The organism is Deinococcus aerophilus, assembly GCF_014647075.1.
GTDB lineage: Bacteria > Deinococcota > Deinococci > Deinococcales > Deinococcaceae > Deinococcus > Deinococcus aerophilus.
In genome coordinates this window covers 1-17,306 of sequence record NZ_BMOM01000014.1, presented here as the reverse complement: position 1 = coordinate 17,306, position 17,306 = coordinate 1, and the positions used below count along the sequence as shown (strand labels likewise).

The 17,306-nt window shown below is 68.1% G+C and carries 18 protein-coding genes; 14 read left to right on the top strand and 4 right to left on the bottom strand.

The features are described from left to right. Positions 1-24 precede the first annotated feature (24 nt). Positions 25-360, top strand: a complete 336-nt coding sequence (locus IEY21_RS09805) for a Rossmann-fold NAD(P)-binding domain-containing protein (protein WP_188904015.1) — start codon at positions 25-27, stop codon at positions 358-360. Positions 361-375: 15 nt separating this feature from the next. Here IEY21_RS09805 and IEY21_RS09800 read toward each other — a convergent pair whose 3' ends face one another. The 3 genes from IEY21_RS09800 to IEY21_RS09790 all read right to left on the bottom strand — a co-directional run bounded on the left by IEY21_RS09800 (position 376) and on the right by IEY21_RS09790 (position 3,522). Further along, complete coding sequence (locus tag IEY21_RS09800) at positions 376-1,746, bottom strand: S41 family peptidase (RefSeq protein ID WP_188903910.1); 1,371 nt, start codon at positions 1,744-1,746, stop codon at positions 376-378. A gap of 137 nt (positions 1,747-1,883) precedes the next feature. Further along, on the bottom strand, positions 1,884-2,969 hold the full coding sequence (locus IEY21_RS09795) for a M20/M25/M40 family metallo-hydrolase (RefSeq protein ID WP_188903908.1): 1,086 nt from the start codon (positions 2,967-2,969) through the stop codon (positions 1,884-1,886). Positions 2,970-3,096: 127 nt separating this feature from the next. Next, positions 3,097-3,522 (bottom strand): hypothetical protein, encoded by a 426-nt coding sequence (locus IEY21_RS09790; protein WP_188903906.1) that lies wholly within the window; start codon positions 3,520-3,522, stop codon positions 3,097-3,099. Positions 3,523-3,662: 140 nt separating this feature from the next. Here IEY21_RS09790 and IEY21_RS09785 point away from each other — a divergent pair, with 140 nt between their 5' ends. The 12 genes from IEY21_RS09785 (at position 3,663) to IEY21_RS09730 (ending at position 13,864) form a co-directional block, all read left to right on the top strand. After that, complete coding sequence (locus tag IEY21_RS09785; protein ID WP_268237790.1) at positions 3,663-5,108, top strand: CbiX/SirB N-terminal domain-containing protein; 1,446 nt, start codon at positions 3,663-3,665, stop codon at positions 5,106-5,108. Between the two features lie 309 nt (positions 5,109-5,417). Next, positions 5,418-6,182 carry a phosphoribosylaminoimidazolesuccinocarboxamide synthase gene (gene purC, locus IEY21_RS09780; RefSeq protein ID WP_188903902.1) on the top strand — a complete coding sequence of 255 codons (765 nt, stop codon included), beginning with the start codon at positions 5,418-5,420 and terminating at the stop codon, positions 6,180-6,182. A 75-nt stretch (positions 6,183-6,257) separates the two neighbouring features. Then, positions 6,258-6,536 (top strand): phosphoribosylformylglycinamidine synthase subunit PurS, encoded by a 279-nt coding sequence (gene purS / locus IEY21_RS09775; protein WP_188903900.1) that lies wholly within the window; start codon positions 6,258-6,260, stop codon positions 6,534-6,536. After that, complete coding sequence (locus IEY21_RS09770) at positions 6,533-6,904, top strand: cupin domain-containing protein (protein WP_188903898.1); 372 nt, start codon at positions 6,533-6,535, stop codon at positions 6,902-6,904. Before purS ends, IEY21_RS09770 begins: the two co-directional genes overlap by 4 nt. Further along, positions 6,901-7,569: a phosphoribosylformylglycinamidine synthase subunit PurQ gene (purQ, locus tag IEY21_RS09765; RefSeq protein WP_188903896.1), complete on the top strand. Its 669-nt coding sequence runs from the start codon at positions 6,901-6,903 to the stop codon at positions 7,567-7,569. The genes IEY21_RS09770 and purQ overlap by 4 nt, the downstream gene beginning before the upstream one ends. Further along, positions 7,566-8,036 carry a DinB family protein gene (locus IEY21_RS09760; RefSeq protein ID WP_188903894.1) on the top strand — a complete coding sequence of 157 codons (471 nt, stop codon included), beginning with the start codon at positions 7,566-7,568 and terminating at the stop codon, positions 8,034-8,036. The genes purQ and IEY21_RS09760 overlap by 4 nt, the downstream gene beginning before the upstream one ends. A gap of 62 nt (positions 8,037-8,098) precedes the next feature. Next, a complete protein-coding gene (gene purL / locus IEY21_RS09755; protein WP_188903892.1) occupies positions 8,099-10,345 on the top strand; it encodes a phosphoribosylformylglycinamidine synthase subunit PurL in 2,247 nt (748 codons plus the stop codon). A 24-nt stretch (positions 10,346-10,369) separates the two neighbouring features. Further along, positions 10,370-11,818, top strand: a complete 1,449-nt coding sequence (purF, locus tag IEY21_RS09750; RefSeq protein ID WP_188903890.1) for an amidophosphoribosyltransferase — start codon at positions 10,370-10,372, stop codon at positions 11,816-11,818. Between the two features lie 178 nt (positions 11,819-11,996). Beyond that, positions 11,997-12,476 (top strand): DUF302 domain-containing protein, encoded by a 480-nt coding sequence (locus IEY21_RS09745; protein ID WP_229753014.1) that lies wholly within the window; start codon positions 11,997-11,999, stop codon positions 12,474-12,476. A gap of 130 nt (positions 12,477-12,606) precedes the next feature. Further along, positions 12,607-13,281 (top strand): haloacid dehalogenase type II, encoded by a 675-nt coding sequence (locus IEY21_RS09740; protein ID WP_188903888.1) that lies wholly within the window; start codon positions 12,607-12,609, stop codon positions 13,279-13,281. Beyond that, on the top strand, positions 13,278-13,502 hold the full coding sequence (locus IEY21_RS09735; RefSeq protein ID WP_188903886.1) for a YwbE family protein: 225 nt from the start codon (positions 13,278-13,280) through the stop codon (positions 13,500-13,502). Before IEY21_RS09740 ends, IEY21_RS09735 begins: the two co-directional genes overlap by 4 nt. Positions 13,503-13,573: 71 nt before the next feature. Next, on the top strand, positions 13,574-13,864 hold the full coding sequence (locus tag IEY21_RS09730; protein ID WP_188903884.1) for an addiction module toxin RelE: 291 nt from the start codon (positions 13,574-13,576) through the stop codon (positions 13,862-13,864). A gap of 1 nt (position 13,865) precedes the next feature. Here the strand turns inward: IEY21_RS09730 and IEY21_RS09725 are convergent, their stop codons facing one another. After that, the gene (locus IEY21_RS09725) at positions 13,866-14,102 is read right to left on the bottom strand and encodes a hypothetical protein (protein ID WP_188903882.1); all 237 of its coding nucleotides are present in this window, start codon (positions 14,100-14,102) and stop codon (positions 13,866-13,868) included. A gap of 155 nt (positions 14,103-14,257) precedes the next feature. On the opposite strand from IEY21_RS09725, the gene IEY21_RS09720 reads away from it, so the two are divergent. Continuing rightward, complete coding sequence (locus IEY21_RS09720) at positions 14,258-17,107, top strand: 2-oxoglutarate dehydrogenase E1 component (protein ID WP_188903880.1); 2,850 nt, start codon at positions 14,258-14,260, stop codon at positions 17,105-17,107. Positions 17,108-17,306: the final 199 nt, after the last annotated feature.

Sequence of the window (17,306 nt, the reverse complement as noted above, 5' to 3'; positions counted from 1 at the left end):
CACACCGACGAACCGCCCGGCTGGCTGCCCTACGAGGTCAGCAAGGCGGCCAAGAATCGCCTGACCTACGCCCTGGGCCACCACCTGAAGGCGCGGGGCATTCCCGTGATCGGTGTGGCCCCCGGGTGGATGCGCACCGAACTGATGCTGACCCACCACACGCCGCAGGAACTGACCGGGCAGACCGAGACGCCACACTACGCCGCGCGCGGCATCGTGGCGCTGGCCCGTGACCCGGACGCCCTGAGGCACACCGGCCGGGTTCTGGACGTGGGCGAACTCGCCGGGCTCTACGGCTTTACCGATCTCGACGGAACACAGCCCCAGTGGTACGCCCGCCAGCGGTCCGGACCGAGCTGACGCCCACGCTCCGAGTCAGGGCCGGTCGCGGAAGGGGTCGAGGCTCAGCACCGGGGCATTCACCAGCGCCCGCAGTCCCTCGGTCAGCAGGTCATCCTGGCCCTGGGTCAGGTGCCGGACCTGTTCCTCGCCCTGAACACTGGGCCGGTCCGGGGTAATGCGCGTGGGGTACGGCGTGCCGTCGGGCTTGGCGTAGTTCAGCACCGTGAGGTGCAGCGCGCCGTCTCCGACCTCGAAGACCCGGGTGGCAGTGTTGCCGACTCCGGCGGTGGATTCGCCGATGACCGGGCCACGCCCGGCGTACTGGATTTCATAGGCAAAGAACTCGCTGCACGAGGCGCTGCCTGCGTCCACCAGCACTGCCATCGGGCCGGTCCACAGGTGCGGGTTGCGCACGCCTCCGGCGATCTGGCCGTTTTCCACGCGGGTACCGCGGCTGACCACGGTGCGGGCGCTGCCGCCCACGCTGCGGGCCAGCCGGGTCACGCTGGGCACGAAGGCGCTCACGCCGCTGTCGCACTCGCTCAGGCTGCCGCCGCCGTTGCCGCGCAGGTCCACGATGAGTCCTGAGACGCCGCGCGCCTGGGCCTGACCTACCAGATCGTGGACCGCCTGGGCCACGCCCCCGCCCGACAGAAAGGTGGGAATACGCAGCACGCCCACCTCGCTGCCGCGCACGGTGGTCACGGCGCTCGCCACGCCGGTGGTGTTCGCGGGCACGTAACTCAGGCGCGGCAGGTCCCGGGTGCTGCTCTCACGGGCCTTGAGGGTGGTGGTCACGCTCGCGCCGCGGCGGGTCAGACCCAGCCGGGTATCCTGACCGCCCTCCTTGGCTGCCCTGAGGGCCGCGTAGGTATACGGCTGTCCGTTGAGGGTCAGCAGCAGGTCCCCGCGTTGCAGCCCCGCCTCCTCGGCGGCGCTGCCCGGCACGACCTCGGTGACGACCCGGTTCTCGCCGTCCAGCCGCGCGAGCTTCACGCCAAACTGCCGCCGGTTGCCGCCGGTCGCGCTGGCCACAAACTCGCGGTAATCCTCGGGCGTCTCGAAATAGCTGTGTTCGTCGCCCAGCGCCGTGAGTTCGGCCTGAATCACCGGATACGCCTTGCTCTCGGCGCAGTCGGGGGCGGCGCTGCACACGGCGTCCAGCCGGCCCTGATACTCGCGTTGCAGCTTCTGACGGTCCACCGTGGACAGGCCGCCGTATTCGCCCTGCAGCAGGTGGTTGACGCGGTTGAAGATCAGCTGGGCCGGCGACGAGGCCGCCTGCGCTCCGGACGCGCCCAGCAGCATGACACCGCCCAGCGCGGCGGCCCGCAGCATCCGGCGTGGGGAGAAGCGGACGGACAGGTCACGGCGCGGTTGTGGGCGGCGCAGGGAAGGAGTCATGGGTCCCTCATTGTGCGTCGTCCAGATGGGAAATTGGTGGGTTGCGATTGCCGCAAAAGTTACGAAAAAGCCGCTCCTGGCCGGTAAAACCCGGAACTCAAAACGTGAGGCTCCTCACGGGTGGTGGGCCGGACGCCTCAGGCTACCGGCTGCCGCTGGTACAGCTCGACGATGTGCCGCAGGAAGCTCAGCCCCGGCGCCAAGCTGCCCGTCTGGACCCACTCGTCATGGCGGTGGGCGTTGCCGCCGCGGTAGACCCCCACCGCCACGGCGCTCAGGCCGTAGGGCGCGGCGGCGTTGGCATCGGTGCTGCTCGACGCCGTACGCAGGTCGGTGCGGACCTCGCGGGCCGCCTCCCGGATCAGCGGCAGCAGCGCGCCGCTGTGCAGGTCTCCACCGGGGCGGTCGCCGACGCGCTCGATCCGCACGGTCACGCCGGTCTCGCGCGCCGCCGCGTGCAGCGCGCCCAGCGCGCGGCGGTCGAGGTCGGTGAGTTCGTCGGGCCCCAGCGAACGCAGGTCGAGCAGCAGTTCGGCGTCGCCCGCGATGGAATTGACGCTGGTGCCGCCCGAGGCCATGCCCACGTTCAGGGTGGTGCGCGGCGAGGTGGGCAGCGGCAGGGCGTACAGCGCCCGGATGGCCCGGCCCAGGGCGTGCAGGGCGCTGGGTCCTTGGTCTCCCCACGAGTGTCCTCCCGGTCCCAGAAAGGTGGCCCGGTAACGCCGCACCCCCACTCCGCGCGTCACCGCGACCCCCAGATAGCCGTCCACCGCGATAAAGGCCCCCAGCTGCCGGCGGTGCTGGGCGAGCAGGTGTTTGCTGCCGCGCAGGTCGCCCAGGCCCTCCTCTCCCACGTTGGCGGCCACCCACAGGGGCCGGCTCAACATGTCGGTGTGCCCGCGCAGGTCGCGCAGCAGCGCCGTGACCACCGCCAGGCTGGCGCTGTTGTCGCCCACCCCCGGTCCGATCAGGCGGCCGCCGTCCTCGCGTACCCGCACATCGGTGCCCGCCTCAAACACGGTGTCCAGATGGGCGGCGAGCAGCAGGGCCGGGCGGCCCTCGGTGCCGGGCGGAGTAATGCGCGTCAGCACGTTGCCCACGCTGTCGCGCTCGGTGGCGTAGCCCAGTTCGCCCCACAGCTGGGCCATCAGGTCGGCCCGCTCCCCCTCCTGCGAGGTGGGAGCGGGCGTCTGCGCGATGCGCGCCAGGTACGAGAGAGGCATCGGGCGCAATTCTAGCGGCTGGATGACCGGGGAGCGGCGGGGCGGGCCACAGAAGTCTTTAACCCCTGCCCGCAAACAGCGCGCCCAGAACCACCGGGGTTCTGGACGCGCTGGGGTTCCTTCCGTGTCAGCGCCGCAGCATTCGGCTGCCGATCATGCCCGCCAGCCCGACCAGCCCCGCCTTGACCAGCGGACTGCTGAGCATGCCGCCCTCGCTGAAGGCCGCCTCCAGCGGGCTCTTGTCGCCCTGCTGGGAAGCCTGGGCCGTGCGGGCATAGGCGTCGGCGAGGTCGTTGGGGTCCTCGGCATTCACCTGCTGGACCGGATTGGCCTCACTGCGCACGATGGCGTTGCCCATCTGCTGACGCTGATCGGGCGACAGGCCGCCCAGGTAGTCGCGCAGAATCTGCTGTCGCTCCTCGGGCGAGGCGTTCTGCATGTAGTCGTGGACGTAGGCGGCGGCTTCCTGCGGGCTGACCTGACCGTCGCCGTCGGTGTCGCGGGGATCGAGGCGGGCCATCTGCTCGTGGCGGTCTTTCTGGTTGAAGAACATGACGAACCTCCTGTGGCTCACTTGCTTTGTGTTCCCACTCACGGTAGGGGCGGACCATAGGGCCGGCGTGAGCGGTCCGTTCAGGGGACCTTAGGTCCGCGGACGCCGTCGGGGTCCGGCCTGCAACAAGCGGGACATTGTTGCGCCCGGCACGGCGTTACAGTGCAGGTCATATGCGTTCCCTGGTCTTGATCGGACACGGCTCCCACCTCAACGGCGAATCGGCCTCGGCGGTGTACCGCTACGCCGAACTGATCCGCGAGCGCGGCTTGTACGACGAGGTGATCGAGGGCTACTGGAAGGAAGACCCCTCGCTGCGCCAAGTGCTGAAAACCACGGCCAGCACGGACGTCACCGTGATTCCGATGTTCATCTCGGAGGGCTACTTCACCGAGACCGTCATTCCGCGCGAGCTGGGGCTGGGTCATCAGGGACCGGTGCCGCCCGGCGGCGTGGCCCGCGTGCTCGGCGGGCGGACCGTGCGCTACACGCTGCCTTACGGCGTGCATCCCGCCATGACCGACGTGATCGTGGAGCGGGCGCGCGAGGCCCTGCCGGACTTCTCGGCGGCCGATACGGCCCTGATCGTGCTGGGGCACGGCACCACCCGCAACGAGAACAGCAACCGCGTCATCTACCACAACGCCCAGACGCTGCGTGAATCCGGGCAGTTTGCCGAGGTGCATGCCCTGTTTCTCGATGAGGATCCCAAGGTGGGCACCTGGCCCGAGGTCGTCCGCGCGGCCCGGGTCGTGGTGGTGCCGTTCTTCGCCTCCGAGGGCTGGCACACCCTGGAAACCATTCCCGAGGACATGGACCTGAGCGGGCCGGTGACCGTCTTCGCCGAGAATCCTCACGGCCCGCAGACGGTCTACTACGCCAAACCCGTGGGCACGCACCGCGCCGTGGCCGACGTGATCCTGCATCTGGCCGAGGAGGCGAGCGGAGCGTCCACCGAGGACGGTGACCCTGACCACGCCCACACCGCTGCCTGGGCCACCGTGATGGAGCGCGCCCGTCAGGGTCTGCGCCTGGGCGAGGTGCTGATCACCTGTCAGAGCGGGGTCTTTGAGATCCGGCACGCGCTGGACGAGGGCATGCCCGGTCACGAACTGCAGACCCTGGTGACCCCCGAGGGCGTGCGCGACGCGACGCGGCGCGACGAGGGCGGCCACCACCGGCCGGTGCATACCCTGCGCAACCTGCCGCGCGGCTGGCGGGCGGTTCTCAACGAGGCCGACCTCAAGCGGGCGATTCACTACCTGTATCCGGCCGTGGTGGAGGAAACCTACGCCCATACCTGCCACGTCCTGCGCCACACCCCGTGGCCGACCACGGCCCGCCGCCAGACGGGCATCTACGCCAAGGTGCAGAAGGCCACGCCCGCGCAGGTCGAGGCGGTGGCCGAGGACGTCTGCGGCGGCTGCCTGCGCACGCGGCTGTGGGCGGGCAGGAAACTGCCCCACACCTTCTTTGACGGCGTGCCCGGCGGCATTCCCTGTGCGGAAGCCTGCACCTTCCTGGTTGCCGAAGTGCGCGAAGAGGTCAGCGGCAAGCGGGGCGGCGGGCACACACACAACCACTGAATCCGGGCCTGGGCGGCTTGATCCGGAGCTGTCTCTGTCCTCTGAACACCCCCACCGTCTTCATGTGCGGGGGTGTTACGCTGATTGTTGGCCGCCCCGAGCGCACAGGGGGAAGGCCAGAATTTCCACCCGCGTCCTGTGAGACGCCCCGGCGCCCGTACAGGGAGCTGGTAAGTCCGCCCGAGAGGCGGCGATGGAGAGGCACAAGATGACCTGCACCGCGACACCACAGCGTCGCCCCGAGATCACTCCGGGGGGCGCCGTTTCTACTTTGTCCGCGCGGGATTTGCTGCGCGGAATGGAGCATGCATGAGCCAAGGCGAACGGTCCACCAACACGGGGCACAGCGGCAAACGGCACAGGGGCGAACTGCGCTACGAGGGCAAGGCCAAGCGGGTCTACGCCTCCAGCCACCCCGGCGAGTACATCGTGGAGTACAAGGACGAGGCCACCGCCTTCAACGCGGCCAAGCGCGGCCAGTGGGCAGGCAAGGGGGCCACCAACAACGCGATCACCGCCCACCTGTACCCCATGCTGGAGGCGGCGGGCATTCCCACCCACTTTCTTGAGCAACTGAGCGAGACCGAGCAGCGTGTCCGGGCCGTGACCATCATTCCGGTCGAAGTTATTGTGCGCAACGTGGCCGCCGGCAGCTTCAGCAAACGGCTGGGCATCGAGGAAGGCACCGAACTGTCGCGGCCGGTCGTGGAGTACTGCTACAAGTCCGATGCGCTGGGCGATCCGCTGATCAACACGGACACCGCCCTGGCCCTGGGCTGGGCCACCGAAGCCGAGCTGACGCGGGTGCGTGCGCTGGCCCTGGAGGTCCGCGACTTTCTGGTGCCGTTCTTCCTGGAACGCGGCGTCCGGTTGATCGACTTCAAGCTGGAATTTGGCAAGTTGCCCGACGGCACGGTGATCCTGGCCGACGAGATCAGCCCCGACACCTGCCGCTTCTGGGACGCGGCGAGCGGCGAGAAGATGGACAAGGACCGTTTTCGCCGCGATCTGGGCGGCGTCGAGGATGCCTATGCCGAGATGCTGCGCCGCGTGACGTCGCCCGCCCTGGGCTGATTGCCCCCTCCGCCCGCCTTTGCGCTGCCCCACCTTTTCCGTCTGTCTCGTCTGCCGTCTCCCAAAGGAGCCTGTATGTCCCAGTACCGCGCCAGAGTCTTTGTCACCCTGAAACCCAGCATCCTCGATCCGCAGGGCCGCACCGTGGAGCGTGCGCTGTCGCACCTCGACCATGGCAATGTCAGCGGCGTGCGCGTCGGCAAGTACATCGAACTGACCCTGGACGGTGAGCGCGCCGCCGTCGAGGCCCAGCTGCGCGACATCACCCAGAACGTCCTGAGCAACCCGGTGATGGAAGATGCCCGCTGGGAACTGGAAGAAGCGGCGGCCCAGACGGATCTGGAGCCGGCATGAGCGTGCCCGCAACCGTGAACCTGCCCGAGAAGTTCGGCCAGTTCACCGAGCGCTGGCAACCCAGGATCGTCGCTGAACTCAACGGTCAGCACGTCAAGATTGCCCGCATTGCCGGCGAATTCGAGTGGCATGCCCATGAACAGGAGGACGAGCTGTTCATGGTGGTGCGCGGGGTGCTGCGGCTGAAATTCCGTGACGGCGAGGCGGTCGTGAACGAGGGCGAACTCATCGTGGTTCCGCGTGGCGTGGAACACCTGCCGGTCGCCGAGACCGAGGAGACCTGGATCATGATGTTCGAGCCGGCAGGCACCCTGAACACCGGAAACGTCGTGAGTGAGCGTACGGTCAGCGAGTTGCAGCGGCTATGAAGACGGCCGTTATTCAGTTTCCCGGCTCCAACTGCGACGCCGACGCGCTGCACGCCGCCCGCCTGACCCTGGACCCGGACGCCCGGTTTGTGTGGCACAGCGAGGCGGGCCTGCCGGACGGCACCGATCTGGTCTTTGTTCCTGGGGGCTTTTCCTACGGTGACCATCTGCGCAGCGGCGCGGTCGCTGCCCGCAGTCCGATCATGACCGCCATCAAGGCGCACGCCGAACGCGGCGGTTTTGTGCTGGGCGTGTGCAACGGCTTTCAGATTCTGACCGAGGCGGGATTGCTGCCCGGTGCGCTGGGACGCAACCGTGACCTGCACTTCTCGTGCAAGCCGGTGCATCTGCGTGTGGAGAACAACCAGACGGCGTTTACCTCGGCGTACCGCGGGGGCCAGACCATCGAAATTCCCATCGCGCACGGGGAGGGCAACTACTACGCCGACCCGGAAACGGTGGCGCGGCTGGAGGGCGAGGGCCGGGTGGTCTTCCGGTATCTGGACAACCCCAACGGCAGCCTCAACGACATCGCCGGAATCGTGAATGAGCGCGGCAATGTGCTGGGCATGATGCCCCACCCCGAGCGCGCTGTGGAGGCCCTGCTGGGCGGCGAGGACGGTCGCGGCGTGTTTCAGAGTCTGCAAGGAGCACTGGTCAAATGACGAGCATTCAGGAATTTCTGGCCGACAACTACCGCACCGAGCTGACGGCCTTCCGGGCGGTGCTGGACACCATCTCCGAGGAAACGTTTGGAACGGACCGCCTGGGCCACAGCCCGGCGTGGCACGCCCTGCACATCGCCGACTGGCTGCGCCTGACCGTGCTGGGTGACCGGGCGGCCAATTACCACTACCTGGGCTGGGAGGACAAGGACTGGGCGCAGGCCATGGGGACGGAGGCTGCTCCCATGACCGAGGCTGGGGGCAAGGCCGCCGTCCTGGCGCGGCTGGAGGCAGTGGGTGAACAGGCCGTTGTCTATCTGCGCGGGGCGAGCGACACCGACATGCAGGGCATGACCTTCTCGCCCAGCGCCCCGACCGGAGAGCGCCCGCGCCTGGCCGCCGTGGGCCTGCACCTGCGGCACGTGGCGTACCACCGGGGTCAGGTCGTGCTGGGACAGAAGGCCTGAGCGACCCTGGTGCTGTCCTCCGCTTCGCCTCCTCGCCGCCCTTCCCGCTTCAAGGATTTCCCATGACCCAGACTCCTGCCCGCCCGTCTCCGACCTCGCTGCGCTCCCAGGCTGCCACCTTCGGTCTGTCCGCCGAGGAATTCGACCTGCTCGTGTCCGGCATCGGCCGCGAGCCCAACGCGCTGGAAGCCGCCATCGTGGGCGCGATGTGGTCCGAACACTGCGGCTACAAGAACTCGCGTCCACTGTTCAGCGCCTTTCCCACCACCGGCCCGCAGGTGCTGCAGGGCCCCGGCGAGAACGCCGGCGTGGTGGACATCGGCGAGGGCTGGGGCGTGGCCTTCAAGATGGAGTCCCACAACCACCCCTCGGCGGTGGAGCCCGTCCAGGGCGCGGCGACCGGCGTGGGCGGCATCCTGCGCGACATCTTCGCCATGGGAGCGCGGCCCTTTGCCGTGCTGGACAGCCTGCGCTTTGGCAACCCGGACAGCCCCCGCACCCGTTTTCTGGTGAACGGTGTGGTGGAAGGCATCGCCCACTACGGCAACGCCATCGGTGTGCCCACCGTGGGCGGCGAGGTCACCTTTCATCCCAGCTATCAGGAAAACCCGCTGGTCAACGTGATGGCCCTGGGCCTGCTGCGCCACGAGGACCTTGCCAAGGGCACCATGGGCGAGGTCGGCAACACCATCGTCTACGTGGGCTCCAAGACCGGGCGCGACGGGCTGGGCGGCGCGGTGTTCGCCTCGGCGGACCTCAGTGAGGCGAGTCAGGCCGACCGCCCTGCCGTGCAGGTGGGCGATCCATTCATGGAAAAACTGCTGCTGGAAGCCACTCTGGAGGCCATCGAGTCCGGTGTGGTGGCGGGCGTGCAGGACATGGGCGCCGCGGGCCTGGTGTCCAGCACCTGCGAGATGGCCTACCGTGCCGGGCTGGGCATCACCATGAACCTGGATCTGGTGCCCACCCGTGAATCGGGCATGGTGCCCATGGAACTGTGTCTCAGCGAGTCGCAGGAGCGCATGATCCTGGTGCCGGTGCCGGGCAAGGAGCAGGCCCTGCTGGACCTGCTTGCCAAGTGGGAACTGGACGTGGTGACGATCGGCGAGGTGGAGGCCCACAACAACTACCGCCTGACGTGGAAGGGCGAGGTGGTCTGTGACCTGCCGGTGGCCCTGCTGAACGAGGCCCCCAAGTACACCCGTGAGGGTGTGGAGTCCCCGGACATCCGCGCGGCCCGCGAGCGTGACCTCAGCGCGGTGCCCGTCCCCGGCGACGCGGGCGCGGTGCTGCTGGACCTGCTCTCGCACCCCACCATCGCGAGCAAGCGCCCCATCTTCCAGCGCTTTGACCATCAGGTGATGACAAACACCGTGGTCGTGCCAGGAGCCGCCGACGCCGCCGTGATGCGCGTGAAGGGCTCGGGCATGGGCGTGGCCGCCACCAGCGACTGCAACCCGCGTTTCGTGCAGCTCGATCCGTACACCGGGGCCGCCGCCGCCGTCGCCGAGGCCGCGCGCAACCTGGCGTGTGTGGGGGCCACGCCGCTGGCCATCACCGACAACCTCAACTTCGGCAATCCGCACCGCCTGGAGGTGTACTACCAGCTTCAGCAGGCCGTGCAGGGCATTGCGGACGCCTGCCGCGCCCTGAACACGCCGGTCACGGGCGGCAACGTCAGCCTGTACAACCAGTACACCCAGGGCGACGAGCGTGTGGCGATTCACCCCACCCCCACGATCGGCATGGTGGGCGTGCTGCCCGATATTTCCAGGCGGGCGACGCTGGGCCTCAAGGCGGCAGATCAGACGCTGTATCTGCTCGGTGAGCACGCAGACAGCATCGGGGCCTCGCAGTACCTGGAAACGGTGCACGGCCTGGAGGCCGGACACGTTCCGCCGCTGGACCTGAATCTGGAACAGCGGGTGATTGACGCGACGCTCTCGCTGATCCGCGCGGGCCTGACCGACACCGCCCACGACTGTGCCGAGGGCGGGCTGGCCGTGGCGCTGGCCGAGATGGCGATTGCCGGGGGCATCGGTGCCCGCGTGCAGCTTGACGCCCCCGGCGACATCCGCACCGACGCGCTGCTGTTCGGCGAGGCCCACAGCCGCGTGGTGGTGGCCGTTTCCGATGCCGGCGCTGCCGAAAGCCACCTGCGCCACCTCGGCGTGCCCTTCACGCGGCTGGGCGTCAGCGGGGGCGATACGCTCACGGTTGCCGCCCCCACCCGCGGCCTACACTTGAGTGTGAACCTCGCCGCCCTGAAAGACGCCTTCGAAAGCCCGCTCGTGGGGATTCTGGGATGAGGCGCCCTGTCCCGGGGGAGTGCCATGCAACCTGATCTTCCCCTGCAGGTCCTGACCGAAAACGACTTCGCCACCGACAAGCCGCGCGAGGAATGTGGGGTCTTTGGCCTGTACTCGCCGGTGCCCAACGATCTGGCGTGGCTGACCTACCTGGGCATGTTCGCCCTGCAGCACCGTGGCCAGGAGGCGGCGGGCATGTGCGTCAGCGACGGCGAGCGGTTCCACGTGGAAAAGGACCTGGGGCTGGTCACGCAGGTCTTCGATGAGCGCCGCCTGGACAGCGTGCGTCTGCCCAACGCCCGCGTCAGCATCGGCCACGTGCGCTACAGCACCACCGGCTCCAACCTGCGCTTCAATGCCCAGCCGCTGACCACCCGCACGAACAAGGGCATTCTGGGCATGGCGCACAACGGCAACTTCGTGAACGCTCTGGAAGTCCGCGCCGAGATGCTCAATGAGGGCGCGCTGTTCCAGACCACCAACGACTCCGAGGTGATGCTCAACCTGATCGCCCGCGAGAGCCACATGGACCTGATCGAGGCGACCGCCGCCGCCATGCGTCGGCTCAAGGGCGGCTACGCCTGCGTCCTGATGAGCCGCACCCAGCTGATCGGCTTCCGGGATCCGCACGGGGTCCGGCCGCTGGTGATCGGGCAGCGCGACGACGGGGCCTATGCGCTGGCCAGTGAACCCTGCGCCCTGTACGCCGTGGGCGCGCGGCTGCTGCGCGACGTGCAGCCGGGCGAACTGGTCTGGGTGGACAGAGACGGCCTGCACAGCCTGATGGTCGAGCCGCGCGCCCCGACCCCCTGCGCCTTCGAGTGGATCTACTTTGCCCGCAGCGACAGCCAGCTCGACGGCATCGACGCCCACGAGAGCCGCATCCGCATGGGCGAGCAGCTGGCCCGCGAACGGCCCATCGAGGCTGACATCGTGGTTCCGGTGCCCGACAGCGGCATCGGCGCGGCCATCGGCTACGCCCGCCAGAGCGGCATTCCCTTTGATTACGGCCTGTACAAGAATCCCTACGCGGGCCGCACCTTCATCGCACCCACCCAGGAGGCCCGCGAGCTGAAGGTGAAGATGAAACTCTCGCCCACCAGCGCCGTGCGCGGCAAGCGCGTGATTCTGGTGGATGATTCCATCGTGCGCGGCACGACCAGCCGCCAGATCGTGAACCTGCTGCGCGAGGCGGGGGCCACCGAGGTGCATTTCCGGGTGAGCAGTCCGCCCATCACGCATCCGTGCTTTTACGGCATTGACACCGCCGCCCGCAAGGAACTCGTGGCGAGCACGCACACCCTGGAGGAGATCCGGGCCCTGATCGGTGCGGACACCCTGGCGTTCATCAGCGAGCGTGGCATCCGTGAGGCGGTGGGTGGACCGGGCCTGTGTCTGGCGTGTTTCAACGGCGAGTACCCGGCGGGCACGCCGCTGCTCAATGATGTGGACAAGCTGGCGCTGGAGGTCTGAGCCTCCCGCTCGGGAGTCTGTCCAGAGAGGACGCCGGTGGCCCGCCAGTGTCCTTCTTCTTGGGTGCTTCCAGGGTGCCCGGGCCGGCTGGGGATTACCCGGGCGACAGGCCTTACACTGAGGACTCGCCCGTCCTGCTTCCTTCATTCCCGGTTCCTGGACCCAAGGAGCGTGACCGATGACCACCGTTTTCCGCCTGTTGACCGTGGGCAGCCTCGCCGCTTCCCTGAGCGCCTGCACCATGATGTCCGGTCACGACCTGCCGGGGGCCAGCGGCCTGATTGAACTGCGCAGCCCGTACAGCGTCACCGACACACTTGACCGCGTTTCTGCCGCCGGGGCCGCGCTGGGCTTCAAGACGGCGGCCCGCATCAACCACGCGCAGGCCGCGCAGGACGCCGGGCTGACCCTGCGGCCCACCGAGGTACTGCTGCTGGGCAACCCGGCCGGCGGCACGCCGCTGATGCAGTGTGCCCAGACGGTCGCCATTGACCTGCCCATGAAGTTTCTGGCGTACCAGAACGCGGCCGGCCAGGTGGTGCTGGCCTATAACGATCCGGTCTACCTTCAGCGGCGTCACCGCGCCAGCGGCTGTGGGGAGGCTTTCGGCAAGGCGAGCACCGCCCTGGCCAGAATTGCCGCCGACGCCCTGAAATAAGCCGCCTGACCCCTAGGCCACTGAAGCGGCACGGGGAGCGCCGCGAGAAAGGCTGAAGTGGAGAAGGTGTTAAGACCCATCCCGGGTGGTCCCGTCCCGGAGTGCGCGGGCGCTCCACTATGCTGGCCCCATGACTCCCACCGTCTTTCTGGACATGAACGAGACCCTGCTGGACCTCTCGGCGCTCGATCCGCTGTTCGCCGGGGCGTTCGGGGACATGGGAGCCAGAAAGCAGTGGTTCAATCTGGTGCTGCAGCTCGCGCTGACCCACACGGTCCTGGGGGAGTACCGCGACTTCTCGGTGCTGGGCCGCGAGGCGCTGTCGGCGCTGGGAGAGGCGCGGGGGGAGGCGGTGCCCGGGGAGCTGCCCGCACAGGTGGCGGCGACCATGCGGGCGCTGCCCGCGCACGCTGATACCCGCGAGGGGCTGGAAATCCTCCGGGCCGGCGGAGCGCGGCTGGTGTGCCTGACCAACAACAAGCAGGAGGTGCTGGACGCCCAGCTGGCCCAGGCCGGATTTGCCGATCTGGTGGACCGCGCCGTGTCGGTGGACCCTTCGGGAGTGCTCAAGCCCGGACGCGGGGCCTACGAGTACGGTATGGCCCAGGTGGGGGCCACCCCGCAGGACAGCTGGCTGCTCGCCGCGCACGGCTGGGACATCTCCGGGGCGCGGGCGGCGGGCCTGCGCACCGCTTTTGTGGAGCGGCCCGGACAGGCCCAGAACCCGCTGATGCGCGCCGACGTCTCCGGGTCGCTGCCCACCGTGGCGCGCGCTCTGATCGGGCGGCTGGGCGGTCAGGCATGAGCGGCCTGCCCCCCCGCTCGGCCCTGACGCCCGGCACCGTAGTGGACATCGTCCAGAAGCAGGACCAGCGGACGGGGCGGCGCACGCGCGGAGAGGTGGCGCAGCTGCTCACGCGCTCGGCCACGCATCCGCACGGCATCAAGGTGCGCCTCGCTACCGGGGAGGTCGGACGGGTGCAGGCGCTGGCTACAGAGGGTGGTGCGGCAGACCAGCAGAGCTAAAGCGGATCTGACGGCACCTCTCACCCCCGTCTGAAACGCGGGTTTTACCGTGCGGGCAGGAGGTGATCTTCATGCCAGATGCCTGGAGCCGAAAGGACGAACGCAAGTACGGCCACATCAGGGACAGTGAGCTGGAGCGTGGCGTGGGCGAGGACCGCGCCGAGGAGATCGCGGCGCGCACGGTCAACAAGGGCCGCCGCGAGGAGGGCCGCACTCCCAACACCCGCACGCAGGGCACCGGTAATCCCCACGCCGACCTGTCCGATCTGACCCGCGACGAGCTGTACAACCGCGCCCGGGAAAAGAACATTCACGGACGCAGCAAGATGAGCAAGGCCGAACTGATCGGCGCGCTGCGTTAGCTCAGACCTTGCGGCGGCGCGGCAACGTGATGCCCAGGCCCAGCAGAAAGCCCCCGGCCACTGCGAGCACGAAGGTGATCAGCACATTGTTCAGCGGACTGGGAAAGGTGGCCGAGCGGTTGGCGTTGGCAACGGCGTGCAACTGATTGATGTCGATCACGTCCTTGCCGAGCAGCAGCGCCGCCGCGATGATCATGATCAAACCGAACGCCAGAACGAAGCGGGACAGAAGCTGCATGAACCCATTTTAAGGCCGTCGGGGACGACCTGTCCCACACTGTCCCTGACAGAGAGTTAAAGACTTTCCCGGCTTGACACCGCCGCAGGAACATTTCGCGGGGATTTCAGAAGGCCACCTTTGCCACGCGGGACAGGGGTATGCTGGGAGGCGTTATGACGCAGTGGCAGACGATCATGTCCGGCGGGAACGCGGCCTTTATTGAGGGCCTGTACGAGGCGTACCTCAGTGACCCGCAGAGCGTGGACCCCGAGTGGCGCACCTACTTTGATGAAATGCGTGGCGGGGCGCAGGACATCGCCCATTCACCGGTCCAGCAGGCCTTCTATGAGCTCGGTCAGAGCCGCCGGGGTGCCGCGCCGCAGGCGGCTCCGGCCAGTGTCAGTGGCGCTCAGCAGGCGGGCGGCGCCCTGGTCACGGCCTACCGGGTCTACGGGCACATCAGCGCCCGCAACAATCCCCTCAAGATGCGCGGTCAGCCGGTGGTTCCCGAACTGACCCCGGAGTTCTACGGTCTGTCGGAGGCTGACCTCAGTGAGCACGTGCACGAAGGTCCCTTCAGCGGGCCGCTGCGCGACGTGATCGCCCAGCTGCAGGACACCTACTGCGGTTCCATCGGCTTTGAGTACAACTATCTGCCTGCCAACGAGCGCCGCTGGTTCCAGGAGCGCATCGAGAAGGGCCGCGGGCAGGGCCGGCACGCTTTCAGCGCCGAGGAACGCCGGCGCATCATGCTCAAGCTCAACGCCGCCGAGGGTCTGGAGCTGTACCTCAAGAACAAGTACCCCGGGGTCAAGCGCTTTGGCCTAGAAGGCTCCGAGAGCTTTATTCCGCTGATGGACCGCCTGATTCAGCAGGCCGGCGTCTACGGAGTCAAGGAAGTGGTGATCGGCATGGCCCACCGCGGCCGCCTGAACACGCTGGTCAACATCTTCGGCAAGCCGCCGGGCGTATTGTTCGACGAGTTCGACGGCAAGAAGAAGCTCAGCGACAACCCCGACGTGGCGGGCGACGTGAAGTACCACATGGGCTACTCCAGCGACGTGCGGACCCCCGGCGGGCCGATGCACCTCGCGCTGGCCTTCAATCCCTCGCACCTGGAAATCGTCTCGCCGGTCGTTCACGGCAGCGTGCGGGCCCGCCAGGACCGCCGGGGCGACACCGAGCGCAAGACCGTCCTGCCCATCACCATTCACGGTGACGCGGCCGTCAGCGGGCAGGGCGTGGTCATGGAGACCCTGAACCTCTCGCGCCTGCGCGGCTTTGCCACCGGGGGCGCGGTGCGCATCGTGATCAACAACCAGGTGGGATTCACCATCAGCGATCCGCGCGACACCCGCTCCAGCCGGTACTGCACCGACATCGCCAAGGTCGCCAACGCGCCGGTTCTGCACGTCAACGGCGACGATCCTGAGGCGGTGGTGTTCTGCGGCGACCTCGCGCTGGCCTACCGTCAGGAATTTGGCAAGGACGTGTTCATTGACCTGATCTCGTTCCGGCGCAACGGTCACAACGAGGGCGACGAGCCGCGCATGACCCAGCCGATCATGTACCGCGAGATCGACAAGCACCCCGGCGCGCGCGCGCTGTACGCCGCCCGTCTGGAACAGGAGGGAGTGCTCAAAGCGGGTGAGGGTGATGAACTCATCAACCAGTTCCGAGACGCCCTCGACGCGGGCAAGCCGGTGGTCACCGAGATGGAGAACTTGGCCCAGAGTGCGCTGGCCGTGGACTGGTCGGCCTACACCGACACCCGCTGGGAAGACGAGGTGCCCACGGCGGTTCCGCAGGCCAAACTGGAGGAACTGGGGCTGCAGCTTGCCAGCGTGCCCGAGAACTTCCAGCCCCACCGGGGCGTGGAGCGCGTCCTGAAGGCGCGGGCGGCGATGGCACGCGGCGAGCAGCCCCTCGACTGGGGTATGGGCGAGATGCTCGCCTACGCCACGCTGCTGGACGAGGGCTACGGGGTGCGCCTGGTCGGGCAGGACAGTGGACGCGGCACCTTCGTTCACCGCCACGCCGTGCTGCACAACCAGAATGCCCAGGACCCCCTGAACGAGGAATACATGGCGCTCGCCCACCTCTCGCCCGAGCAGGGCCGGGTGGAAGTGGTGGACAGCACGCTCTCGGAAGAGGCCGTGATGGCCTTCGAGTACGGTTATTCCACCTCTGAACCCAAGGGGCTGGTGGCCTGGGAAGGTCAGTTTGGGGACTTCGCCAATGGCGCGCAGGCGGTAATTGACCAGTTCCTCTCGGCCGGGGAGAGCAAGTGGCTGCGTCTCAGCGGCCTGACCCTGCTGCTGCCCCACGGCTACGAGGGCGCGGGACCGGAACACTCCAGCGCCCGCCTGGAGCGCTACCTGCAGCTGTGTGCCCAGAAGAACATGCAAGTGGTTGTACCCAGCAGCGCAGCCCAGATGTTCCATCTCCTGCGCCGCCAGGTGTTGCGGCCCTACCGCAAGCCCCTGATCGTGATGACGCCCAAGAGCCTGCTGCGCAACAAACAGGCCATGAACCCCCTGAGCGACTTTACCGACGGCCGTTTCTGTGAGGTGATCGGCGACGCAGAGGTCAGCGGAGCACGCCGCGTGGTGATCAGCAGCGGCAAGCTGCACTGGGAACTCGTCGAGGCCCGCGCCGCCCAGCCGGAAGCCCACGCGCAGACGGCCCTGGTCCGCTTGGAACAGCTGTACCCTTTCCCCGCCGACGCCCTGCGCGCCGAGCTGGCCCGCCACCCGGGCGCACAGGTGGTCTGGGCCCAGGAAGAGCCCGAGAACCAGGGAGCGTGGCTGATGATCTGGGAGGACCTGGAATACGTGCTTGCTCCCGGCCAGACCCTCAGCCATGCCAGCCGCCCGCGCAGCGCGAGTACCGCCGCCGGATACGCCAGCGTCCACGCCCGCGAGCAGGCCGCCGTGATCGCCGCCGCCCTGGGCGAGCAGCCGAAGCCGGAAGTGCTGGAAGAGCAGAAACAGGGTGCGCGGGAAACGGTGCAGCCGGGCTGAGCGGCCTCCGGACTCCCCATCATCAATCGGAAAGGCTGTCACGGCCTTTCCGATTTTTTGCGACGCGGCGCAGGTTTTCTCAGAATCCTCTGGGCTTTCGCTTGGTATCTGTGGGGAGGGGTTGACAGTTTGGGCGTGGGCCTGTATCTTTTCTGAGCCTCAAGCGAGGCGGGCAGAATGACAAGATGAAGCAGTGCGA